The 23,073-nt window shown below is 72.3% G+C and carries 16 protein-coding genes; 8 read left to right on the plus strand and 8 right to left on the minus strand.

The window, feature by feature from the left end:
- The first annotated feature begins 3 nt into the window (after positions 1-3).
- From ABZ016_RS36700 to ABZ016_RS36730, 7 genes are read left to right on the plus strand one after another with little or no spacing between them, the layout of a single operon-like run.
- A complete protein-coding gene (locus tag ABZ016_RS36700; RefSeq protein WP_356921064.1) occupies positions 4-339 on the plus strand; it encodes a hypothetical protein in 336 nt (111 codons plus the stop codon).
- Positions 336-731 (plus strand): GPW/gp25 family protein, encoded by a 396-nt coding sequence (locus ABZ016_RS36705; protein WP_356921065.1) that lies wholly within the window; start codon positions 336-338, stop codon positions 729-731. The genes ABZ016_RS36700 and ABZ016_RS36705 overlap by 4 nt, the downstream gene beginning before the upstream one ends.
- Positions 728-3,838, plus strand: a complete 3,111-nt coding sequence (locus ABZ016_RS36710) for a putative baseplate assembly protein (protein WP_356921066.1) — start codon at positions 728-730, stop codon at positions 3,836-3,838. Before ABZ016_RS36705 ends, ABZ016_RS36710 begins: the two co-directional genes overlap by 4 nt.
- Positions 3,835-7,683 (plus strand): putative baseplate assembly protein, encoded by a 3,849-nt coding sequence (locus ABZ016_RS36715; RefSeq protein WP_356921067.1) that lies wholly within the window; start codon positions 3,835-3,837, stop codon positions 7,681-7,683. The genes ABZ016_RS36710 and ABZ016_RS36715 overlap by 4 nt, the downstream gene beginning before the upstream one ends.
- Positions 7,683-9,830, plus strand: coding sequence for a hypothetical protein (locus tag ABZ016_RS36720; protein ID WP_356921068.1), 2,148 nt, complete (start codon positions 7,683-7,685; stop codon positions 9,828-9,830). Before ABZ016_RS36715 ends, ABZ016_RS36720 begins: the two co-directional genes overlap by 1 nt.
- 59 nt (positions 9,831-9,889) lie before the next feature.
- Entirely contained in the window at positions 9,890-11,434 is a 1,545-nt protein-coding gene (locus tag ABZ016_RS36725) for a DUF6519 domain-containing protein (protein WP_356921069.1), read from the plus strand.
- Positions 11,434-12,330 carry a peptidoglycan-binding protein gene (locus ABZ016_RS36730; protein ID WP_356921070.1) on the plus strand — a complete coding sequence of 299 codons (897 nt, stop codon included), beginning with the start codon at positions 11,434-11,436 and terminating at the stop codon, positions 12,328-12,330. The genes ABZ016_RS36725 and ABZ016_RS36730 overlap by 1 nt, the downstream gene beginning before the upstream one ends.
- 42 nt (positions 12,331-12,372) lie before the next feature.
- Here the strand turns inward: ABZ016_RS36730 and ABZ016_RS36735 are convergent, their stop codons facing one another.
- The 6 genes from ABZ016_RS36735 to ABZ016_RS36760 all read right to left on the minus strand — a co-directional run bounded on the left by ABZ016_RS36735 (position 12,373) and on the right by ABZ016_RS36760 (position 18,339).
- Entirely contained in the window at positions 12,373-13,623 is a 1,251-nt protein-coding gene (locus tag ABZ016_RS36735) for a glucarate dehydratase family protein (RefSeq protein ID WP_356921071.1), read from the minus strand.
- Positions 13,620-14,528, minus strand: a complete 909-nt coding sequence (locus ABZ016_RS36740) for a 5-dehydro-4-deoxyglucarate dehydratase (protein ID WP_356921072.1) — start codon at positions 14,526-14,528, stop codon at positions 13,620-13,622. The genes ABZ016_RS36735 and ABZ016_RS36740 overlap by 4 nt, the downstream gene beginning before the upstream one ends.
- A 26-nt stretch (positions 14,529-14,554) precedes the next feature.
- Positions 14,555-15,499: a carbohydrate ABC transporter permease gene (locus tag ABZ016_RS36745; RefSeq protein WP_356921073.1), complete on the minus strand. Its 945-nt coding sequence runs from the start codon at positions 15,497-15,499 to the stop codon at positions 14,555-14,557.
- Positions 15,496-16,407, minus strand: coding sequence for a sugar ABC transporter permease (locus ABZ016_RS36750; protein WP_356921074.1), 912 nt, complete (start codon positions 16,405-16,407; stop codon positions 15,496-15,498). Before ABZ016_RS36750 ends, ABZ016_RS36745 begins: the two co-directional genes overlap by 4 nt.
- Positions 16,404-17,753 (minus strand): sugar ABC transporter substrate-binding protein, encoded by a 1,350-nt coding sequence (locus ABZ016_RS36755; protein WP_356921076.1) that lies wholly within the window; start codon positions 17,751-17,753, stop codon positions 16,404-16,406. The genes ABZ016_RS36750 and ABZ016_RS36755 overlap by 4 nt, the downstream gene beginning before the upstream one ends.
- Before the next feature lie 202 nt (positions 17,754-17,955).
- Entirely contained in the window at positions 17,956-18,339 is a 384-nt protein-coding gene (locus ABZ016_RS36760; protein WP_356921077.1) for a DUF5997 family protein, read from the minus strand.
- A gap of 58 nt (positions 18,340-18,397) precedes the next feature.
- Here ABZ016_RS36760 and ABZ016_RS36765 point away from each other — a divergent pair, with 58 nt between their 5' ends.
- On the plus strand, positions 18,398-19,177 hold the full coding sequence (locus tag ABZ016_RS36765) for a LysR family substrate-binding domain-containing protein (RefSeq protein ID WP_356921078.1): 780 nt from the start codon (positions 18,398-18,400) through the stop codon (positions 19,175-19,177).
- Between the two features lie 50 nt (positions 19,178-19,227).
- Here the strand turns inward: ABZ016_RS36765 and ABZ016_RS36770 are convergent, their stop codons facing one another.
- On the minus strand, positions 19,228-19,992 hold the full coding sequence (locus ABZ016_RS36770; RefSeq protein ID WP_356921079.1) for a DUF4142 domain-containing protein: 765 nt from the start codon (positions 19,990-19,992) through the stop codon (positions 19,228-19,230).
- 133 nt (positions 19,993-20,125) lie between these two features.
- On the minus strand, positions 20,126-22,957 hold the full coding sequence (locus ABZ016_RS36775; protein WP_356921081.1) for a beta-L-arabinofuranosidase domain-containing protein: 2,832 nt from the start codon (positions 22,955-22,957) through the stop codon (positions 20,126-20,128).
- Positions 22,958-23,073: the final 116 nt, after the last annotated feature.

A 23,073-nucleotide genomic window follows, 5' to 3' on the forward strand; every position in this document is an offset into this window, starting at 1 on the left:
ATCTTGTCCGGGAATCTGCTCGACGCGGGCACGGTGATCGGCTGCCCGCACGGCGGCCGGGTCACCGCGGCCACACCACCCGCCGGGGGCGTACGTGTCGCGGGTGCCGCCGTCGGCACCGCCGCGCACAGCTACATGGTCACCGGCTGCCCGCACACCGTCGACCGGGTGCCCTCGCCATGCGTCACGGTCCGCTGGACCGCCGCCGGCACCGGTGTCACCGTCGACGGCTCACCCGTGCTGCTCGACACCTCCGCGGCCCAGTGCTTCAGCGCGGCCTTCGTCCCGCAGGGGCCGCCCGTCGTCCAGGCAGCGCAGCGAAAGGTCACCGTCCGATGAGTCCCACCAGCCGGGCCGCCGCGCCCCGTTCCGACATCGCGTTCCCCTTCCGCGCCGACCGCCGCGGCCGCACCGCGCACGCCGGCCACGGCGAACACGTCCACGACCTGATCGAGCAGCTGCTGTTCACCAGCCCCGGCGAACGCGTGATGCGCCCCGACTTCGGCTGCGGGCTCCTCGACCTGGTGTTCGCGCCCAACAGCCCCGAGCTCATCAGCACGCTCGAACTTTCCGTGCAGGCCGCGCTGCAGCGCTGGCTCGGCGACCTCATGGAGGTCACGGCGCTCGACATCGTCAGCGAGGACCACTCCGTCCGCGTGTACCTGTCGTACGCCGTACGCGCCACCGGCGCACAGCGCGACGACGTCTTCGAGGGGAGGGCCGCCGCATGACGACGGGCACCACCGCGTCCCGCCGCAGCAAGGTGAGGGCCGCCCGGCTCAACGGAGTCGACACCATCGAGACCGGCGACGACGGCCTGCTGCTCACCGTCACCTTCCTCGGCAAGTCCCCGCACGGCCTCGCCCCCGAGAACGTCCGCATCGACGGCGGGCGCCGCGTCACCGGCATCACCGCCGTCGACGTCAGCGTCGAACGCGAGGAGGACCCGGAGCTCGACGACCGGCTCCACGTCACCCTCGACCGGGCCGGCGACACCTCCCGCTACCGGCTCTCCCTCGTCGAGACCGACCCCTACGGCCGGCCCGGCACCGAGCCCTACCGCGGCTTCGACCAGCGCTACCACAGCGCCACGTTCTCCTTCCGGACCGACTGCCCCACCGCCTTCGACTGCAAGGACGAGCCGCACGACGAGCCGGCGTTCCCCGCCGCGCCCGTCATCGACTACACGGCCCGCGACTACGAAACGATCCGCAAGCTGCTCCTGGACCGGCTCGCCCTCACCACCCCCGACTGGGTCGAACGCAACCCCGCCGACCTGGGGATGACGCTCGTCGAACTCCTCGCCCACACCGGCGACCAGATCAGCTACCAGCAGGACGCGGTCGCCACCGAGGCCTACCTCGACACCGCCCGCCGCCGGGTCTCCGTACGCCGCCACGTCCGGCTCATCGACTACGCGATGCACGACGGCTGCAACGCTCGCGCGTACGTCACCGTCCGGACCGCGGACGACCTCACCCTCGCCCCGGGCACGTTCCGCTTCGCCTCCGTCGACGTGCGCACTCTCGACCCGCACGACCGGCCGGAGCCGGGCACGGTGATCGACGAGGCCGACCTCGGCGACCTCGACGAACGGGGCTCGGTGGAGGTCTTCGAACCGGTCGTCGCCACCGACCCGCTGGAGCTGCGGGTCGCGCACAACACGATCCGGCTGTGGACCTGGGGCGGCGAGGTGTGCACCCTGCCGCAGGGCGCCACCGCCGCCACCCTGCGGGACGCCTGGGCCGACCCCGAGACCTGCCGCGAACGCCGGCTGGCCCTCCGGCCGGGCGACGTGCTCGTCCTGGAGGAGGTGAAGGGCCCGCGCACCGGCACCCCCGGCGACGCCGACCCCGCCCACCGCCAAGCCGTCCGCCTGACCTCCGTCACGCCCGGCCTCGACCGGATCGAGGACCAGCCGGTCCTGGAGGTCACCTGGGCCGCCGAGGACGCGCTGCGCTTCCCGCTCTGCCTCACCACCCGCGGCGGACGCGACTGCCTGCCCGTCGAGGACGTCACGCTGGCCCGCGGCAACGTCGTCCTCGTCGACCACGGCCGCACCCTGACCGGCCTCCCCGAGACGGTCACCGTGCCACCCGTACCCGCCGTGGTCGCCCCGTGCGACCCTCCCGAGTTCGGCTGCCGCGACACCGAGGAGGGCAACGCGCCCGCGCGCCTGATCAACGCCCTGACGGACCGGACCCGGTCGGGCCGGGCGCTCGTCCCCGACGACGTCCGCGAGCTCTTCGACGTCGTCGGCGAGGCCGCGGCCAACCGCGCCGGTCTCGGGCTCGAGAGCGCCGGCCAGCGGCACGAACAGGTCGTGCCCGGCACGGCGTACGCCCAGTCCGCCGCGCTCCACACCCTGCTCGCCCAGTCCGTCCACCCGGGCATCGCGCCCCGCTTCCGCCCGGTCCTCGCCCGTACGCCCGTCACCCAGGCGGAGCCCTTCCCCGACCCCGGCACCGTCGCCGCCGGGCAGGCCGAGCGGATCGCGGCGATCCCGGGACGGGTGCGGCAGCGGCTCGTCGAGCTGTGGCGCAGCGCCCGCGACCGGGACGGACTCGGCCGGGAGGAGATCGCCGAACTCGCCGTGATCTACGGCCTGAGCGTGCTGGAGCGGCTCGAACTGCACCGCCACCCGGTCCGTGCCCTGCGTGAACTGCTGTACCGGAGCGACCAGTTGCTCGACACCAAGCTGCGCCGCGTCGAGGTCCTCGCCGCCCGGGCCCGGGCAGGCACCGTCCTCGACGGGCACATCGCCTGGGAGATCGCCCACGCCTGGGGCCCGGCCTACGCGACCGGACTCCACCCCGAGGAGACGGTGCTGCGCGGCTCGGCGAGCGCCGCGCTCGTCCAGGACCCGCGCCGGGCGCTGCCCGCCGTACGCCCGCACGGCGCGGACGAGACCTGGGTGCCGCGCCGCGACCTGCTCGACAGCGGTCCGCGCGAGAAGCACTTCGTCGGCGAACTGGAGGACGACGGGCGCCTCGCGCTGCGCTTCGGCGACGGCCGGCACGGCGCCCGGCCCACCCCCGGCTCCCGCCTGGAACTGCGCTACCGGCTTGGCGGCGGCACCGTCGGCAACGTCGGCGCCGAGGCCATCAACCACCTCGTGGTGCAGGGCGACGGCGACGTGCCGGCCGTCGTTGTGCGCAACCCGCTGCCCGCCACCGGCGGAACCCGGCCGGAACCCGTGGAGCAGGTACGCCAGCTGGCCCCGCTCGACCTGCGCCGCACCCGGCTGCGCGCGGTCACCGCCGAGGACTACGCCGCCCTGGCCGGTGCCCTGCCGGGCGTGCGGCGGGCGGCGGCCGAACTCCGCTGGACCGGCAGCACCCAGGAGGCGCACCTCGCGATCGACGCCGACGGCACCGCCGAGCCGTCGCGCGAGCTGCTCGACTCGGTCGCCGAGGCCCTGGAGGCGTACCGGCGTATCGGCCACGACCTCGTCGTGGGGCCCGCCCGGCTGGTGCCGCTCGACATCGCGCTGACGGTGTGCGCCGCGCCCGGACACCAGCACGGACAGATCCTGGCCGAGCTGTACCGCGTGCTCGGCAGCGGGCGGCTGCCCGGCGGACGGCTCGGCTTCTTCCACCCCGACGCGCTCACCTTCGCCGGACCGGTCCGGCTCAGCCGTCTGGTCGCCGTTGCCGCAGCCGTGCCCGGCGTGGAGAGCGTCGAGGTCACCCGGCTGCGGCGACTGTCCGGACCGGACCGAGGAGAGAGGGAGGACGGCGTGCTGCGGCTCGGCCCGCTGGAGATCGCCCTGTGCGACAACGACCCGGACCGGCCGGAGAACGGCCTGCTGGCGATATCCCTGGGGGGTGCCCGATGACGGACACGTACCCGGTCACCGCGACCGGTGAGTGCGGCTGCGGCGGCGCCTGCCGCGGCGGCCACGACGAGCGCCTCGCGCCGGCCCCGGTGCACAACCCGCCCGGCCGCACCGCGCTGGACTACCGCGTCGGCGAGTACGGCTCCTTCCTGGCCGCCCTGCTCGACCGGCTCGCCTCGCCGGCCTACCCGGCGCTGAACGACCTCACCGTCCGCACCCCGGACGACCCGGCGATCGGCCTGCTCGACGCCACCGCGGTCCTTGGAGACCTGCTCACCTTCCACTCCGAGCGGATCGCCGACGAGGCGTATCTCCGCACCGCGAACGAGCACCGCTCCCTGGTCCTGCTCGGCCGGCTCGTCGGGCACCGGCCGCGCCCCGGCGTCGCCGCCGCCACGCACCTGGCGTACACCCTCGAACGCGACCCGCGGGCCGAGGCCCAGAACGTGCTGATCCCGCGCGGCGCGCGCAGCCACAGCGTGCCCGCATCCGCGGACGAGGAGTCGCTGACCTTCGAGACCGGCCGGGACCTCGTGGCGCGCTGGGACCTCAACGAGCTGAGGGTCCGCCGCCGCCGTCCCTCGCTGATCACCCCGCAGGACCTGGAGAAGCGCTCCGAACTGTTCGTCGAGGGCACCGGGAACTCCCTGCGGGCCGGCGACCAGTTGCTCTTCGTCTTCGGGGAACAGGCCGGTGGTGAGCGCAGACTGCTGCCAATCGCGAAGGTCCGCGTCGACCGGGACGACGAGATCACGGCGATCTCCCTGCCGAAGTCGGCCCCGCCGACCCTGAAGGAACTCGTCGATGAGGTGCGGCGGTGGACCGCCGTGCCCGCGCAGCCCGGCGAGCCGGGTGAGGAACCGCCCACCCCGGAGGTTCCGAACCCGCGCCCGGTCAGCCGGCTGATCGAGGATTTCGAGGACCAGGTCCTGGAGCCCCTGCGGGACGACCTGGACGGGCTGAAGACGCCCGAGCGGCTCGTGGCCCGTCTCACGGAACCCGTTGCCCGTCTCGGTGAGGCTCAGGTGCTGGCCGAGCCGTATGAAGACGTGGCGGAGTGGTTCGAGCAGTTGGAGGCGGTGTTGACGGAACTGGCCGAACGAGCCTTGCGGTTGGCACCTGCTCAGACGGACGCGGAGGGTGCCTCGACGGGGGGTCGGCCTTCTGCGGCGCCGTCGGTGCTGGTCGCGCCCACGCGGCGGAGCCGCACATCGACACGGTCCGCGCCCTTTGAGGACGATTCGCGCGCCGCCGCGCTGAAAGCGCTGGGCGACATACTTCCCGCCCTGCGCGCCACCGCCCCCACCCACCGAGGCACCCCCGCCCGTCAGCTCCCCGGCACCGACACCGCCCGCCTCCTCGCCGCCCTCGACCCCGCCCTCGGCAGCCTTCACCCGGCCTGGCGCACGGCCGCCGCCCCCGGCGCCCCGCAGCTCCTGCGCGAACTGCTCGCCCTGCGCGTCACCGCGGCCCCCTTCGGTGCCACGGCCCCGCTGAAGCCGGTCCAGGACGACCGGGGCCGGGTCATCCGCACCGCCGACTGGCCGCTGACCGGCGCGGTGCTGGCGACCGTGCGGGTCGTGTACGACACGGCGGGCAAGACCCCGGTCAAGGCCGAGTTCCAGTACGTCGAGGGCAGCAGCTCCGATCAGCGCGCCGAGAACCTGCCCGTGGCCCAGCCGGTCACCTTCACGCTCGGCCCCGGCCAGGTCGAGCTGTCCGTGCGCTCCGGCCAGGACCGCGACCTGAGCTGGCTCAACCGGCGCCCGGCGGACTCCCAGGAGCCCGGCGTCACCGCCCGCCTCCACTCGGGCCTGCCCGAGCGCACGCTCTTCGTGTCCCGGCCCGACGACGAGGGCCTGGTCCACATCGGCATCCACAACGGCACGTCCGAGCAGATCGCCCTGCGGCCGGGCGGCAGCGAGCAGTTCACGCACGGCGACTACGAGGTCGGCCTGAGGTACACGGTGGGCAGCGCCGAGCCCGGCGTCGAGGTCGTCATCGCCAGCAAGCCGGAGCCCGTCAACCGCCGCACCCTCCAGCTGGACACCGTCCACGAGGGCATCACCGTCGGCAGCTGGGTGGCGATCCAGCGGCCCGCCAAGGGCGCCGGCAAGGTCGTCCCCGGCGACCCGAAGCTGGCGTTCGTCACCACCCAGGTGGTCGCCGCCCGCACGGCCGCCTGCACCAACTACGGCATCACCGGCCGGGGCACCGAACTCACCCTCGCCGACCCCTGGCTGGACGAGTTCGATGTGCTCCTGTCGCACATCCGCGACACCACCGTGCTCGCGGCAGGAGAGCCCCTGCGCCTCGCCGACGAACCCCTCGGCGAGGACGTGCACGGCAACGAGATCGAACTCGCGGAGCTGTACGAGGGACTGCGGCCAGGCCGCACGCTGATCGTGGCGGGCGAGCGCAGCGACATCCCCGGCACGGCCGGGGTGCGCGCCACCGAGGTGGTCACGATCGCCGCCGCCGACCCGGCCGTCGATCCGGGACTGCCCGGCGACCGCGTGCACACCCGGCTCGTCCTCACCGGGGATCTGGCCCATCGCTACCGCCGCGAGACGGTCCGCGTCCTCGGCAACGTCGTCGAGGCCACCCACGGCGAGAGCCGCGAGGAGGCCATCGGCAGCGGCGACTCGGACCGGGTCAACCAGACCTTCGCGCTCTGGCAGTCCCCGCTGACCTGGCTCGCCGACGACAACCCCCTGGGCGCCACCCCGGTCCTGGAGATCCGGGTCGACGGCGTGCTCTGGCACGAGGTGGACAGCCTCGCCGGACGCGGCCCCACCGAGCGCGTCCACATCACCGGTGCCACCGCCGACGGCCGGACCACGGTGACCTTCGGCGACGGTGTCCACGGCGCCCGCCTCCCCTCCGGGCACGAGAACGTCCGGGCCCGCTACCGCTTCGGCACCGGCAAAGCAGCCAACGTCCCGGCGGACCGCGTCACCCAGCCCCTCACCCGGCCCCTGGGCGTCACGGCGGTCACCAACCCCCGCCCGGTCACCGGCGGCGCGGACGCCGACGGCCCGGGGCTGACCCGCCGCACGGTCCCGCTGGCCGTCTCGGCCCTGGACCGGCTGGTCTCCGAGTCCGACTACGAGGACTTCGCCCGGTCCCGCGCCGGCATCGGCCGGGCCGCCGCACGCGAACTCTTCGACGGGCGGCGGCGCGTGCTGCACGTGACGGTCGCGGGCACCGACGACGTGCCGATCGCCCCCGACTCGGACACCCTGCGCGCCCTGCGCGGCGCCCTCACCGAGTACGGCAACGCCAACCTGCCGGTCCGGGTCGACGCGCGGGAACCGGTGCTGCTGCTGATCGCCGCGCGGGTGAAGGTCGCCCCGGACCACAGCTGGCGGTACGTGGAACCGCGACTGCGGCAGGCCCTGCTGAACCGGCTCGGCTTCGAGGGCCGCGAGCTGGGCCGGCCCGCCCGCCTCTCCGAGGTCCTGGCCACCGCCCACACCGTGCCAGGCGTCGACTACGTGGACGTCGACGTCTTCACCGGCGTGCCCGCCTCGGCCACCCCGGCGGAGCTCACCGAACTGCTCACCCGGCCGGGCCCGCCCCGGGCGTCCGTCCCGGCGCACCCGGCGACGTACGACGAGAAGATCCACACGGTCCGCGCCGAGAACGGCGAAACCCTCTCGGAGGTCTGCGCGACTTACGGCGTCCCGCTCGCCGAACTGCTGCGCCTCAACCCCGACATCACCGACACCCGGCGCCTGCCCAGGGGCCGGTCGGTGTACGTCTTCCGCGGCATCCGCCCGGCCCAGCTCGCACTGCTGTCGCCCCGCGCCGCGGACACCCTGATTCTGACGGAGGTCAAGTGATGTCCCCCGACACCCGGTCGGAGACACCGGCCCCGGTGGCACCCCGGGAGCCGGACGGGCTCGCCGCACTGCTGCCCCGCTGGCACCGGCTGCGCGACACCGAGGAGGGCGAGCCGCTGCGCGCGCTGCTCGCCGTGATCTCCGAGCAGATCGACCGCGTGCGCGACGGCGTCCAGCAGGGCTACGAGGACCTGTTCGTGGAGACGGCGGCCCCCTGGGTGCTGCCGTACCTCGGCGACCTCGTCGGCTACCGCACCCTGCCCGGCTACGAGCGCGTCCTCACCACCGGCCTGCACGTCGGCGGCCGGGCCGCCCTCGCCGAGGCCGTCGCCCCGCGCCGGGACGTGGCCGCCACCGTCGCGAACCGCCGCCGCAAGGGCACCCTGCACCTCCTGGAGGAACTCTCCGCGCAGGTGGCCGACTGGCCGGCGCGGGCCGTCGAACTGTCCCGGCAGGTGGCCCACACGCAGCCTGTCAAGCTGTACGGCACCGGCACCCACCGAGGGGAGCGCGGCCGGCTCGCCGATCTGCGTGACGGCGCCCAACTCGCCCTCGGAGGCGGCCCGTTCGCGAACGCGGCCCGAACGGCCGACGTCCGGCGCGCCGAGTCCCGGCACCGTCAGGGCGGCTGGACCCCGGCCGGCGTCGCGCTGTTCGTGTGGCGCCTGAAGGCGTACCCGCTGACCCGGACCCCGGCCTACTGCGTCGACCGGGCCCGCAGCCTCTACACCTTCTCGATCCTCGGCAACGACACCCCACTGGTCACCAAGCCGTTCCCGGAGCCCTCGCCGACGCACATCGCCACCGTCGACAACGTGCCGGCGTTCGTCACCCGCCGTCTCCTGCACGACCGGCTGCTCGACTACTACGGCCCCGGCAAGAGCTTCGTGATCCGCCTCGACGGCGAGGACCACCCTGTACCACCCTCGGACATCGTGGTCGCCGACCTGTCCGACTGGCGCTACCGGCCCAGGCGTGGCCAGGTGGCCGTCGACCCGGAACTGGGCCGGATCGCGTTCGGTTCGCGGTCCGCGCCCCGGCAGGGCGTGTGGGTCGACTACCACTACGCCCAAGCGGCCGACCTCGGCGGCGGCGAGTACCGGCGCGACCGCGAACCCCGCCCCGACGCCGAGGTGTACCGGGTCGGGCCCGGACAGCCGTACCGGCAGATCATGGACGCCTACCGGGCCTGGCAGCACGACCGCCGGGCCGACCGCACCGGCCCCGCCGGCGTCATCGAGATCACGCACAGCGGCGCCTACCAGGAGCAGCTGGACTTCGACCTCGACCCGGGCGACCGGCTCGAACTGCGCGCCGCCGAGGGCACCCGCCCCGTCATCCGCCTGCTCGACTGGTACAGCAACCGCCCCGACGCCCTCAACATCCGCGCGGTGTCCGAGGGCTGCGCCCCGCACGAGCGGCCGCGGGTCGTCCTCGACGGGCTCCTCGTCGCCGGACGCGGCATCAACGTCACCGGCGCGATGGGAGCCGTCGTCGTGCGGCACAGCACACTCGTCCCCGGCTGGTCCCTGGAGCCGGAGTGCGAGCCGCACTCGCCCGAGGAGCCGAGCATCGTCCTGGACCGCACCACCGCGTGCCTCCAGATCGAGCACAGCGTCCTCGGCACCGTCGAGGTCATCGGCGACGAGGTCGGCGAGGACCCCCTCGACATCCACATCCGCGACAGCGTCCTCGACGCCACGGCCGATGACCGCGAGGCCCTGTCCGCCCCGGACTGCCGGCACGCCCACGCCGTGCTGCACCTGCACCGCACCACCGTCATCGGCGAGATCCACACGCACGCCGTGGCGATCGCCGAGAACAGCGTCTTCACCGGCCGGCTCCACGTGGCCCGGCGCGGCATCGGCTGCCTGCGGTACTCCTACGTCCCCACCGGTTCGCGTACCCCGCGCCGCCACCGCTGCCCCGACACCAAACCCCAGTTCACCTCCCAGCGCTACGGCACCCCCTGGTACGGGCTGCTCGCGGACCGCTGCCCCGAGGAGATCCGGCGCGGCGCGGACGACGGCGCCGAGCTGGGCTCCTTCCACGACCTGTACCGGCCGCAGCGCGAGGACGGCCTCAGAGCCCGGCTCGCCGAGTACACGCCTGCGGGTACCGACGCCGGGATCTTCTTCGTGACGTGAGGCGCGCACCCGCCACCGACCTTGTGAACCCGCACTTCCGAACCTGGGGAGCACCCTTCATGCACGCAGACCTCTCCCGCTCCACCTTCCGCCCGGAGCGGCACTACTCGGCGGTCGTGGCCCAGCAGGGCCGCGTCCAGCTCGACGCCGACCTGAACGAGCAGACCGCGATCGAGCTCCACCGGGCCCGCATTCTCGCCGCCGACCTGATCGGACCGCACGGCGGGCCGCGTGACGCCGCCGGTTTCCGCATCGAGTACGTGGGCGGCAAGCACGAGATCGACACCCTGCTGATCCACGGCGGGCGTTACTACGTCGACGGCATCCTGTGCGAGGCCGACCGCCCGGCGGCCGGGGTGCCCGTCACCGACGAGGAGAGCGACGAGGCCGCGCAGGAGCCGCCCGCGCACTGGACCTACTGGGACCAGCCGGACGGCTTCCGCGACCCGGAGAAGCCCGGCGACCGGCTGCCCTCGCCCGCCCAGACCCCGTTCCTCGCCTACCTCAACGTGTGGGAGCGTTCGGTCGGCGCGGCCGAGGACCCGGCGCTGCGCGAGGTCGCCCTCGGCGCCGCCATGCCCGACACCACCGCCCGCGTGAAGGTCGTCTGGCAGGTGCTGCCGCTGTCCCTCGCCGAGTTGGAGATCGAGGAGAGCGACCCGTCGAAGGAGGTCGTCCGGGCCGCCTTCGCCCGCTGGGCGCAGCGGCAGTCGGCCGCCTCGGCCCGGCTCGCCGCGCGCAGCGAGCGGCCCGGCCACGCCGACGAGGACCCGTGCCTGGTCAAGCCCGACGCCCGCTACCGCGGCCCGGAGAACCAGCTGTACCGGGTGGAGGTCCACGAGGGCGGCGAGGCGAAGGACGCCACCTTCAAATGGTCGCGCGAGAACGGGTCCGTGGCCTTCCCCGTCGACGAACTCGACGGCACCTGGGTGCAGTTGGCGTCACTCGGCCACGACGACAAGCTGGACCTGGACGTCGGCGACCACGTGGAGCTCGTCGACACCGCCTACGCCTCCCGCCTGGAGCCGCTGCCGCTGCTGCGCGTCGAGGAACTGGACCTGCCCGGCCGCCGGGTCCGCCTGTCGGCCGAACCGGCCCCGGGCGTCGGACGGCTCGCGCACCTGAACCCGTACCTGCGCCGCTGGGACCACCGCGGTGGCCTCAAGCGCAAGGGCCGCAGCACCGGCCTGCGCGACGGCGCCGTCCCCGTCACGGAGGGGGAGTGGCTGCCCCTGGAGGACGGTGTGGAGGTGTACTTCGCCCAGGGCGGCACCTATCGCACCGGCGACCACTGGATCCTCCCCGCCCGCACGGCGACCGGCAGCGTCGAGTGGCCGGTCGACCCGGCCCGCCGCCCCCTGCTCCAGGGGCCCGCCGGGATCGCCCGGCACTTCGCCCCGCTGGCCCTGATCAAGGGCGAGGGCAGCTCGGTCGACCTGCGCCTCGCCTTCGGCCCGCTGGCGAGCAGCATGCCGGCCGCGGACGAGGCGACGCTCGCCGCGGAGGAACAGGCCCGCCGTGAGGAGCTGGCCGCCGAGGACCCCTCGCGAGGGCGGTCCCAGACCACCGCGGAGGCGGAAGCCGCCGCGGAAGGAGACAACTGATGGCCAAGCCGCTGAGCGCGTCCAAGCTGGTGGAGATCCTCCGCGCGGAGGGCGTGACCGTCCACGAGGTCCGCAGCTGGCGCACCCACAACCGCAACAGCAAGGGCCCGTGGGGCCCGGTGAACGGCGTGATGATCCACCACACCGTCACCTCCGGCACCGCCGCGTCCGTCGGCATCTGCTACGACGGCCACTCCAACCTGCCCGGCCCGCTGTGCCACGGCGTCATCGACAAGAAGGGCGAGGTGCACCTGGTCGGCAACGGCCGCGCCAACCACGCCGGGCTCGGCGACAGCGACGTCCTGCGCGCCGTGATCAACGAGTCGAAGCCCCCGGCCGACAACGAGGCCGACACCGACGGCAACCGGCACTTCTACGGCTTCGAGTGCATCAACCTCGGCAACGGCAAGGACCCCTGGCCCGAGGCGCAGAAGGAGGCCATCGAGAAGGTCTCCGCCGCGATCTGCCGCCACCACGGCTGGTCCGAACGTTCCGTCATCGGCCACAAGGAGTGGCAGCCGGGCAAGGTGGACCCGCGCGGTTTCACCATGGACGGCATGCGCAAGCGCATCGCTCAGCGGCTGAAGGGCGGCGGGGGCGGCACCAAGCCCGCCCCGGACCCGAAACCGGCGCCCAAGCCGTCCTACGAGCCCTTCCCGGGCGCCGCGTTCTTCCACGTCGGGCAGCGGTCCCCGGTCATCACGGCGATGGGCCGCCGCCTGGTCGCCGAGGGCTGCGGCCACTACGAGGAGGGCCCCAGCCCCGACTGGACCGAGGCCGACCGCCGGTCCTACGCACTCTGGCAGCAGAAGCAGGGCTTCTCCGGCCGGGACGCCGACGGCATCCCCGGCAAGGTCACCTGGGACCGGCTGAAGGTGCCCGGGTCGGGCAGGTGAGTCCGTGCGCCCCGCCCAGGCCGGGGGAGGGGCGCACGCCCGTCACCAGCGGGGGAGCTTCAGCTCGTACTCGGGCCGGAACCGCCGCATGTAGCCGGTGTCGTCCCGGCTGCGCATCCCGGAGTCGACGTAGCGCCGGTGGAGCTCCTCCAGCTTGTCGTGGTCGAGTTCGACACCCAGCCCCGGGCCGGTGGGCACCTCGACCGCCCCGTCGCGCAGCTCCAGCACGCCCGGCACGATGACGTCATCGGCCGAGTTCCACGGGTAGTGGGTGTCGCAGGAGTGGTCGAGGTTGGGGATGGCCGCGGCGACATGCGTCATCGCGGCGAGGCTGATGCCCAGGTGCGAGTTGGAATGCATCGACAGGGCGATCCCGAACGCCTCGCACACGGCGGCCAGTTCACGGGTCCGGCGCAGCCCGCCCCAGTAGTGGTGGTCGGTGAGCAGCACCTGGATCGCGTTCTGCTCGACGGCCGGCTTCAGATGCTCCCAGGCGATCACGCACATGTTGGTCGCGAGCGGCATGGGCGAGTCCTTCGCCACCTCAGCCATACCGGGGATGCCCCTGGTCGGGTCCTCCAGGTACTCGAGGACACCGTCGAGCTCGCGGGCGACGTACTTCGACGTCTCGACCGTCCACGCCACGTTCGGGTCCAGGCGCAGCGGCTGCCCGGGGAAGGCCTCGGCGAGCGCCTTGATCGCGGCGATCTCCTCGTCGGGCGGGAAGACACCGCCCTTCAGCTTGAACGACTCGAAGCCGTACCGCTGCTGCATCAGCCGGGCCTGCTCGACGATCCCGGCCGGATCGAGGGCCTCGCCCCAGTCGTCGCCGACGGCCGGGCGGCCGTCCAGGGCAGGGTGCTCCGCCCACTTGTAGAAGAGGTACGCGGCGAACGGCACCGCGTCGCGGACCTTGCCGCCGAGCAGGTCGCTGACCGGACGGCCGAGCAGCTTGCCCTGCGCGTCGAGACAGGCCACCTCCACCGCCGAGGTGGTCCAGCCGCGCTCGTGGGAGCTGGGCACGGTCGGCAGCAGGGCGGCGTCGATCGCTGCGGCCACGGCGGTGCTGTCGAAGACGTCCATGCCGACGACCACCTTCGCGGCGGCCTGGAGCCGCTCCAGGCGCGCGGTGCCGCCCGGGGACTCGCCGAGCCCCACGGTGCCGTCCTCCAGGACGAGTTGAAGGATGATCCGCAGGGCGAGCGGCTCGTGCACGCCGTTGGAGTTGAGCAGCGGCGGGTCGCTGAAGGCGATCGGCGTGACGATCAGCTCGCGGATGCGCGTGGCGCTCATGCGGCGGCCACCTCCAGGCCGTGGTCGAGGAGTTTCGCGAGCCGGGCGACGTGCTCCGGCGTCGGATCGAGCAGTGGCGCCCGTACCCCGCCGACGTCCAGGCCGCGCAGGGTCACCCCGGCCTTGACGAGTGAGACGGCGTATCCGGGCACCTCGTCGCGCAGGGCGACCAGCGGGCCGTAGAACTCGTCGAGGAGCCGGGAGACCAGGGCGTCGTCGTCCTCGGCGAGGGCCCGGTGGAAGGCCAGGGCGATCTCCGGGGCGAAGGCGAACACCGCCGAGGAGTACAGCTCGACGCCGACGCCCTTGTAGGCGGGCGCGGTCATCTCGGCGGTGGGCAGGCCGTTGAAGAACTGGAAGTCCGCCGTGCCCGGGACGGCACGCACCGCGCGGACGATGCGGTGCATCCGCTCGATGTCCCCGATGCCGTCCTTGAGGCCGACGACCCGGGGCAGGCCGGCGATCTCGGCGGCTGTGTCCGCGGTGAGGCGGGCGGTGCCGCGCTGGTAGAAGACGACGGGCAGCTCGGTGGCCGCGGTGACCTCCTGGACGTACCGCACCAGCCCCTGCTGCGGGGCGCTGACCAGGTAGGGCGGCAGCAGCAGGATGCCGTCGGCACCGGCCCGTCCGACCCGGGCGGCCTGGTCCCGGGCGACGGGGGCCGGGCCGCCGGCCGCCGCGAGGACCGGGACGCGTCCGGCCGTGGTCTCCACGGCGACGCGGGTGGCCCGCTCGATCTCCTCGGCCGACAGCGCGTGGAACTCACCGGTGCCGCAGGCGACGAACACACCTCCCGCCCCTGCGGCGACACCCGACTCGATGTGCTGGGCAAGCCGTTCCTCGTCCAGTGAACCGTCCGCCGCGAACGGCGTGACCGGGAAGAACAGCACTCCGTGGAACTTCATGTCTCCCTCAAACGTGGGGTGGGTGGTCAGCCCTTCGTGGCCCCGGCGGCGATGCCGGTGACCAGTGAGCGCTGGAGGAGCAGATAGACGATGAGACTGGGGACGAGGGCGATGACCGCACCGGCCAGCACCACCCCGGAGCCGACCTCGGGGTCGGTGCGCAGGATGGACAGGGCGACGGTGACCGTGTAGTCGGTGGGGTCCTTGGCGGCGATCAGGGGCAGCAGGTACTGGTCCCAGATCATGATGAAGCCGAGTACCCCGGCCACGCCGAGCGCGGGCTTGCACAGCGGCAGGATGACCTGCCACAGCATCCGCAGCTCGCCCACGCCGTCGATCCGGGCCGCCTCCTCGATCTCGGCCGGGATGTCCTTCATGAACTCCGTGAGCACCATCACCGAGAAGCCCCAGGCACCGAGCGGCAGGATCACACCCCAGACGGTGCCCTTCAGGTCGAGACCGACCACGGGCACATGGCCGAGGACCAGCGACAGCGGGATGGCGATGACCTCCTCGGGGAGCATCATCGTCAGCATGAACAGAGTCAGGACCAGTGCCTGTCCCCGGAACTTGTGCCGGGCCAGCGCGTACGCGGCGAGCGTGCAGACGCCGAGCTGGAGCAGCAGTCCGCCGCCGGCTATGACCAGGGAGTTGCCGAAGTAGTCCCAGATGCCCCGCTCGCCCGCCACCTCGAAGTTCAGCAGGGTCGGGTGGTGCGGGAGGAACGACAGCGTCGAACCGCTGGCCTTCTCGCTGAAGGAACCGGAGAAGATCGTCAGGAACGGGGCGGCGAAGACGCCCAGGGCCAGCAGACAGAGCAGGACGCGCAGGACCCAGGCGGGTCCCGGCCGGTCGCTCCAGCCGAGGGCGGTGTCGAAACGGGCGGGTGTGGTGCGCTGCTTCCCGGCGGACCTGCGCGCGGGAGAGTCGGTCACCGGGGTCCGGACGGGGTCGATGGCGGGAGCGCTCATCTCACGTCTCCCCTCTTGCGGAGGTAGTTGACCGTGACGGTGAGCAGCAGCGTCACGCAGAGCAGGACCACGGAGGCGGCCGAGGCGCCGCCGATGTCGTTACGGGTGAAGCCGAGGGTGTAGGCGCGGGTCATCCAGACGTCGGTGGAACCGGCCGGGCCGCCGCCGGTGAGGACGTACACCTCGGTGAAGACGCGCAGTCCGCGGATGGCGGCGAGGGTGAGGACGATGCCGAGGGCGGGGCGGATCGCCGGGAGCGTGATGTGCCGCAGCCGCTGCCACAGCGAGACGCCGTCCATCGCGGCGGCCTCGTACAGCGAGCGGTCCACGCCCGCCAGCCCGGCGAGGATGATCACCATGTTGTACGGGGCGAGCATCCAGATGCCCATGGCCATCGTCGCCCACAGCGCGGTGTCGGGGTTGTCGAGGTAGGGCACGGGCCCCAGGCCGAGAAGCCCGAGACCGCTGTTGATCAGACCGTCGGAGGTCGGGTAGTACATCAGCCGCCACATCTCGCCGACCACCGCGGTGGCGGTGACGACGGGCAGGAACACGGCGGTGCGGATGATCTTCAACGAGCGGGCCTGGCCCTCCAGCAGCAGCGCCAGCGCGAAGCCGACGATGATGCCGCCGACGGACATCCCGACGCCCAGGAGCAGGGTGTGGCCGATGGCGTCCTGGAAACGGTGGTCGGTCAGGACCCGCGTGTAGTTGTCGAGGCCGACCCACTTGTCACCGAGGAAGGGCCGCACGTCGAAGAAGCTGAGCCAGACGCCCTTGCCCATGGGCAGGAACTTGAAGACGAGGGCGAGCAGCAGAGCCGGGGCGAGGAACAGCCAGGGCAGTACGGCCCGCTTGCTGAGGAGCCGGCCTCTGCGCGCTCCGGGTGTCGTCACGGTCGCGGTCATTTCAGCAGCTCCTGGTCCTTGAGATCACCGGCGAGGGTGTCGTTGAGTTCCTTGAGGCCGGAGCGGACGTCGCTGCCGCAGTACGTGAAGATCGCGTTGAGCGCATCGGCGGTGTCCTGCTTGATCGGGGCGAAGTCGGGCGCGTTGGGGAACTGCGCGGAGTGGTCCTCGTACGCCTTCTGCACCACGCTCCAGCGCGGGTCGTCGCGCACCTTCGCCGCGTCGAGCGTGGAGTTGACGGGGATGCGCACCACGGGCTGGTCGGCACCCGTCATGGCGAGCTTCTGGCCCTCGGGGGAGACGAGGAAGGCGGCCAGGGTCTTCTCCTGCTTCGCCTTGCCGGTCCGGGACCCGAAGTAGATGTTCTCTCCCTCGGCCAGCACGGTGGGGCCGGCCGGGCCCGCGGGCGCGGGCAGCACCTCGTACTTGCCCTTGCCGAGCGCCTCGTCGAACGTGGAGATGTTGTACGGGCCGGTGAGGTACATCCCGGCGTTGCCGTCCTGGAAGTTGGTGGTGTTCGAGGTGACGGAGGTCAGGGCGCTGGGCTGGACGACGCCCTTGTCGCCGCAGAAGAGGTTGTTCTTCATCCACGTGACGGTGCGCACGGCCGCCGCCGAGTCCATGGCGGGCCGGTAGCCCGAGCCCTCCTTCTGGAGGATCTGCGCCCCGCCCTGCCACAGGTAGCTGGCGCCCCACCAGGCGACATAGCCGTTCTGGGCGCTGCCGGGCACGACCATGCCGTACGTGTCCTTCTTGCCGTCCCCGTCGGGGTCACGGGTGGCGAAGGCCTTGGCGAGGGCGAGCGTGTCCTGCCAGGTCTTCGGCTGCGGCAGGCCGAGCTTCTCGCGCCAGTCCTTGCGGACGAACAGCGTCATGGCCTGACGGGAGTACGGGATGCCGTAGTGCCTGCCGTCGCGGCCCACCGTGGACGACCAGGACTTGGCGGTGATTTCGTCATGTCCGGCGATCGAGTCCGGGGTGATGGGCTTGAGCAGGCCCTGCGCCTGGTAGCTGCCCATCAGGGCGGCGTCGTTGATCATGACGTCCGGCAGGTCCTTGACGGACGCGCGGCTCTGCAACTGCTGGTCGAAGTTCATGACCGGCTGATAATCGATCTTGATGCCGGTCTTCTTGGTGAAGGCCGCGAACACCCGCTTGTAGGTCTGCGCGGAGACCGGATCACTCCGGGTCCACACCTCCAGCGTGTTCGGATCGCCGGCCCGGGCGCTGCCGGAACCGGCGCCGCAGGCGGCCGTTCCGAACAGGAGCCCCGAGACAGCGAGAGTGGCAGCCAGGCGGCGCCCGCGGCGGAGCCGCGTGTCTATGCAGCGTCGGCGATCCCGCATGGGTGGTTCTCCGTTCATATTCGTGAACGAGCTTCACGAATCTAAATGATCGGCCAAGCTACGGATCGCTTCGTCGCCATGTCAATACATGGCTGAAACTTTTCACCTACGTCACACCGGGCCGGAAGAGCCCCAGGAGAACGACGACGGCCCCAACCGGAAGATCCGGTTGGGGCCGTCCGAAAAGGTGCGGCGCCGGGGGTCAGGCGTCGCGTTCGGCGTGCTTCTTCTTGATCCGGGCCGTCTCCTTGCGGACCTCCGCCTGGGTGGCGCGCTCCCGCACCAGCCACTCGGGGCTGTCCTGCTTCAGCGTCTCGATCTGCTCGGTCGTGAGCGGCTCGGTGACGCCCCCGCGGGCCAGGCCCGCGATGGAGACGCCGAGCTTCGCCGCGACCACCGGGCGGGGGTGCGGACCGCCCCGCCGCAGGTCCTGCAGCCACTGCGGCGGGTTCGTCTGGAGCTCGTTCAGCTCGGCGCGTGAGACGACACCCTCCCGGAACTCGGCGGGCGTGGCCTCGAGGTACACACCCAGTTTCTTGGCCGCGGTAGCGGGCTTCATCGTCTGGGTGCTCTGGTGCGACGTCATGGCGTCAAGGGTATCGAGCGTGTGCGCGACCCCCGACCAGGGCCGGTAACCTGGCCCGGTGACAAGCTCGGATGAATCCCCCGCGTTCCGGCTCGTGTACGTCCCCGGGGTGATGCCCGGCAAGTGGGTGCGCATCTGGAACGAGCGGCAGCCCGATGTCCCGCTCACCCTGACGCAGGTGCCCGCCGGAGCGGCGGCCGGGCAGTTGCTGGGCGGGGACGCCGACGCGGGTCTCGTGCGGCTGCCCGTCGACCGGACGGTCTTCAGCGCGATCCCCCTCTACACCGAGCAGACGGTCGTGGTGGTCCCCAAGGACCATCTGGTCACGGCGGTCGACGAGGTGGCGCCGGAGGACCTGGCCGACGACATCGTGCTGCACCCCCTCGACGACGTCCTCGGCTGGGATGACCTCCCCGGGCGGCCCGCCTTCGAACGCCCTGCCACCACGGCCGACGCCGTCGAACTGGTCGCGGCCGGCATCGGCGTCCTCGTCGTGCCCCTGTCGCTCGCCCGTCTCCACCACCGCAAGGACCTCACCCACCGCCCCCTCAGGGACGCCCCCGAGTCGAGCGTGGCACTGGCCTGGCCCGAGGACGCGACGACGGACCAGGTGGAGGACTTCATCGGCATCGTCCGCGGCCGCACCGTGAACAGCACCCGGGGCCGCAAGCAGGATCCGGCGCGGGGCGCCACCAAGACCGACGGGGGAGACGCCCGGCGAAAGCCGATGCCCGGCAGGTCGGCGGCCCAGAGGTCCGCGGCGGCGAAGCGCACCGGCAAGGGCGGGCGTGGCGCCCCCAAGGGCGGCAGGGGCGGCAAGCCCCGCCGCCGTTCCTAGTCGGTTCCGGGGGCCCGCCGTGGGGGTGCGGCCCTCGAACCGTTCCTGGCTCAGCCGGCCGACGGAGTCGGCTGCGGCGCCCCGTAGGACGGGTTGGGGGCGACCGTCTGCAGGTCCTTCAGGTTCTCCGGGATCTCCAGTACACGGACCGGCGAACCCGGCTGCGGCGGCGGGGGCGTCGTCTGGTCCTGGGGCAGCTTGGGCGGGGAGGTGATCTGGAGGTTGACCTGCTCGTGGTTGATCAGACCGGTCTTCTCCAGGACCGTGATGTGGTCGAGCACGGTGTCATTGGTCGTGTCGGCGAGTTCCCGCACCATGCTGTTCCGGGTGGTCGCCCGGATCTTGGCGATGGTCGGGAAGATGCCCCCGTGCGCGACGCGCATGAGAGTCACGGCCGTGGACTCGAACTCCTTGCCGGAGCTGCCCTCCGCCGTCGCCACGAACTGCTGCTGCTGCGGCGATGGCTCGTTCGGCAGGGTGATGCCCAGGTCCGTGGAGACCTTGCGGCAGCCCGCGTCGAGCCGGCCGTGCCCCACGAGCAGATGCTCCGCGACCTCCTTCATCGCCGGCGACGTGCTCCGCTCCATGATCAATTGCCCCATCGGCTGCTCCCACAGCCCGGCCGCGCGTACCTTCACCACGAAGTCGCGGTCCGCCTCGGTCAGCGGACCCCACTGGGTGTTGGCGATGATGCGGTCCTGACCGGAAGCCGTGTTCTGCACGCCCAGCATGCTGGGGTAGGCGAGCGCGGTGAGCGTAAGGATCAGCGCACCGCCCACGAACGCGGTTCCTGCGGTGCTGCGCGAGATGCGCATCGTGCCTCCTGGGATTGAACGGCCCAACATCAGGAAGTACGGATGCCGCGGGCGAAACAATCACCGCCGCCGCAAAAAAGTTCGTACTGTGTGCGGGCTGTCCACGACTGTGAACAGCCCGCCGCTCATGGGTTCAGGGCCGGTACGAGGCCCCGCCCGCCGTGCTCACCACCTTGTCCCCGTCCGCCCTGCTCAGCAGGCCGGCGGTCACCCACGCGTCCACCGTGGACCGCACCCGCGACACCAGCGCCCCCTTGTTCCGGAACGGCGCCCCGGCCCAGACGTCGTCCAGGAGCGTGGTGCCGTCGGCCTTCGCCGGGTTGGCGACACCGGAGTCGCGGCCGCCGAACACGACCTTCGGCTCAAAACGCCGGACGTAGGCGTGCGCCGGATCCTCCGTCCCCTCGGAGAAGGGCGCCCACTCGGTCCCGTCCAGGAGGAAGTGCAGCGGCTTGCCCGGCACCGGCGTGAGGGAGTGCGACAGGTCCCCGGACAGTCCCGCGTCGCGGTACAGCCCGACCTTCAGGTACTCCGTCGCGGGGTCGCGGGCGACCAGGTTGACGGGTCCGTGGAACAGGGTCTGCAGGGAGGGATCGTCGAGGGCCTTCTCCACCCGCGTCCGGAACGGCATGGAGATACGGACGGTGTCGCCCGGCCGCCAGGTCCGGGACACGTCGAAGTAGCTCCCGGGCCTCGGAGTGCCGGACACCGCACGCCCGTTGACGGTCACCCGGAAACCGGCGGCGGCCCACGACGGCACCCGCAGCAGCAGCGTGAAGGAGGCGCGCCCGCCGCCGAAGGTGAGCGTGCTGCCCTGCTCCCGGGGGAAGCCGGTGGTCTGCGTGACCGTGACGCCCTTCTCAACCCAGGTGAGCGTGGACGGGCTGTACAGGTTGACGTACAGGGCACTGCCGTCGGCCCGCGCGAAGTACACCGAGTCCTGGTACTTGGTGGCGCTCTCCATGCCGGTGCCCTCGCAGCAGGTCGTGCCCTGCTTGGGCGTGTAGTCCCGGACGTGACCGGGCGTCAGCCCGATGAAGTACGTGACGAGCGGCTTCTCCGCGTCGGGCCTGTCCTGCTTGGAGCCGAGCACCTGGTTGTACAGGGCCCGCTCGTAGTAGTCCATGTACTTCGGGTCCTGCTCGTGGAAGAACAGGGTCCGGCTCAGCTTGAGCATGTTGTACGCGCAGCAGGTCTCGGCCGTGGTGGCGCTGACGGTGCCCGCGATCACGTCCCTGGCCTTCCAGAACTCCTGCGTGCTGGTGCCGCCGATGCCGTACATGCGGTGCGGTACGACCATGTCCCAGAAGTTCTTCGCGGACGTGAGGTAGCGCTCCTCGCCCGTCTCGTCGTACAGGCGCACGTACCCGGTGAAGATCGGGATGTGCTGATTGGCGTGCAGCCCGTCGAGGACGTCGGTGTTCGCGGCGCACGCGTCGATCAGCCGGTCCAGGTCGAACAGCTCGGCCAGCGCGAGGTGTTCCGGCTTGCCGGTGATCGTGTGCAGGTCGCAGATCGCCTCGACGATGCCGCCGAACTCGCCGCTGGAGAAGATCCCCCACATGCGCTGGAGCGTGGCCTTCGGCAGCTTCGACAGCCGGGAGTGCATCCAGTCGCACATGCCGGACGCGAGGTCCAGGGCCCGGTCGTCGTCCGTGGCGGTGTACGCGTCGAGCAGACCCCTGAGGATCTTGTGCGCGGTGTAGTACGGGGCCCAGACCTTGGTGTAGTCGGAGGTGGTCCTGGACTCCAGGTCGATGAACTGCGTCTCCGGGTAGGCCGCGAGGAATCCGGGGTGGCTGGGCCCGCCCCAGGTGCGGCGCAGGGTGGCGGTCAGGTTCCGGCCGGAGGCGTCCGCGAAGCTGCCGCCCTCCGTCTCGTCGAAGGCGTACGACGCGAGGTCGCCCCGGCCCGTCGAGGCGTCGGCGGCCCGGTGGCTCTGCAACTCGGTGATCTCGGCGGCGGTCAGGGCCCGTGAGAAGACGTTGAACTCCTCGTAGGCGCCCGCGAAGACCGGGTCGGCGGCGTAGTTGGAGCGGCCGAGCCAGTTGTTCTTCAGTGAGCCGAGGGCCGCCGGGGTGAGGTTCATCGCGGTGTTCCGCGCGACGGCCGTGCCGTTGACGTAGAGGGTGCCGGTGCCGCCCGCGATCGTGACGGCCAGGTGGCTCCACCGGTCGAGCGGCAGCGCGACGGTGCCGTTGAGGCCCTGCTCGCCGCCGGCACCCGAGGTCGTGATGGCGAAACGCGGCACCCCCGCCTGGTTCCGGGCGGCCAGGTACAGGTAACGGCTGGTGTCGTCGCCGAAGTCGAAGACGCGGGTCCAGTTCGCGTCGTGCGTGGGCCGCACCCACACGGAGAGGGTGATCGCCGAGGCCCCGCCGAGCACGGCGGCCGGCAGATCCACGTACTGGTAGGAGCCACGCACCTGATCGGCGGCGGTCCCGAACTTCCCCGCGACGTTCAGCACCGCCGGATCACGCCGCAGGGCCGCGCGCACCTCGGTCAGTGCCCCGACCATGGTGGTGATCCGGTCGGCGAACACCTGCTCCTTCGTACTGCGGTACGCCTGCGCCAGCATGGTCAGGAAGTGGCCGGTGTAGTGGCCCCGCAGGTTGCCGTTGGCCTCGCCGTCCAGCCCTTCCCAGCCGCCCGGGGCGATCGCGCCGCCGGTGGCGAGACCGGCGTTGGCGCGGAACACCTGGAGCAGCCGGTTCACGTCGTAACCGCGGGCGTGATCCAGCATCAGCTGCCGCTTGTCGGCGAAGACGCCCCTGCCGAGGCTCACGTCCTCCAGCCCGAACGGCCGCACGGTCCAGGCTGACGGGGTGTCGAGGACCCCCGCGGCGACGGCCGCCGCGGCGGGAGCGGCGGCGGCCCGGCCGGTCGCCGTCCGGGAGAGCGCGGGGACGGCCGCGGCCAAAGTCGCGGCCTGGAGAAGGGATCGTCTGGAGAGGGGCCGAGCCATGTGTGCGCCTCCGCGTGTCCACGTACTCACACCTCGGTCCTGCACGAGTCCCCCGCCGTAGACAGTCAAGATCGAATCTACTGTGTCCCGTCGCGCCGAGTTGGCCGGTTCGGCAC

This window comes from Streptomyces sp. NPDC006372 (assembly GCF_040612515.1).
GTDB lineage: Bacteria > Actinomycetota > Actinomycetes > Streptomycetales > Streptomycetaceae > Streptomyces.

Coding starts and splice junctions, on each gene's coding strand:
- ABZ016_RS36735 (WP_356921071.1), bottom strand. CDS start 13,623: ATGAGCGCCACGCGCATCCGCGAGCTGATCGTCACGCCGATCGCCTTC.
- ABZ016_RS36715 (WP_356921067.1), top strand. CDS start 3,835: ATGACGGACACGTACCCGGTCACCGCGACCGGTGAGTGCGGCTGCGGC.
- ABZ016_RS36740 (WP_356921072.1), bottom strand. CDS start 14,528: ATGAAGTTCCACGGAGTGCTGTTCTTCCCGGTCACGCCGTTCGCGGCG.
- ABZ016_RS36760 (WP_356921077.1), bottom strand. CDS start 18,339: ATGACGTCGCACCAGAGCACCCAGACGATGAAGCCCGCTACCGCGGCC.
- ABZ016_RS36750 (WP_356921074.1), bottom strand. CDS start 16,407: ATGACCGCGACCGTGACGACACCCGGAGCGCGCAGAGGCCGGCTCCTC.
- ABZ016_RS36770 (WP_356921079.1), bottom strand. CDS start 19,992: ATGCGCATCTCGCGCAGCACCGCAGGAACCGCGTTCGTGGGCGGTGCG.
- ABZ016_RS36730 (WP_356921070.1), top strand. CDS start 11,434: ATGGCCAAGCCGCTGAGCGCGTCCAAGCTGGTGGAGATCCTCCGCGCG.
- ABZ016_RS36705 (WP_356921065.1), top strand. CDS start 336: ATGAGTCCCACCAGCCGGGCCGCCGCGCCCCGTTCCGACATCGCGTTC.
- ABZ016_RS36755 (WP_356921076.1), bottom strand. CDS start 17,753: ATGCGGGATCGCCGACGCTGCATAGACACGCGGCTCCGCCGCGGGCGC.
- ABZ016_RS36720 (WP_356921068.1), top strand. CDS start 7,683: ATGTCCCCCGACACCCGGTCGGAGACACCGGCCCCGGTGGCACCCCGG.
- ABZ016_RS36710 (WP_356921066.1), top strand. CDS start 728: ATGACGACGGGCACCACCGCGTCCCGCCGCAGCAAGGTGAGGGCCGCC.
- ABZ016_RS36745 (WP_356921073.1), bottom strand. CDS start 15,499: ATGAGCGCTCCCGCCATCGACCCCGTCCGGACCCCGGTGACCGACTCT.
- ABZ016_RS36725 (WP_356921069.1), top strand. CDS start 9,890: ATGCACGCAGACCTCTCCCGCTCCACCTTCCGCCCGGAGCGGCACTAC.
- ABZ016_RS36775 (WP_356921081.1), bottom strand. CDS start 22,957: ATGGCTCGGCCCCTCTCCAGACGATCCCTTCTCCAGGCCGCGACTTTG.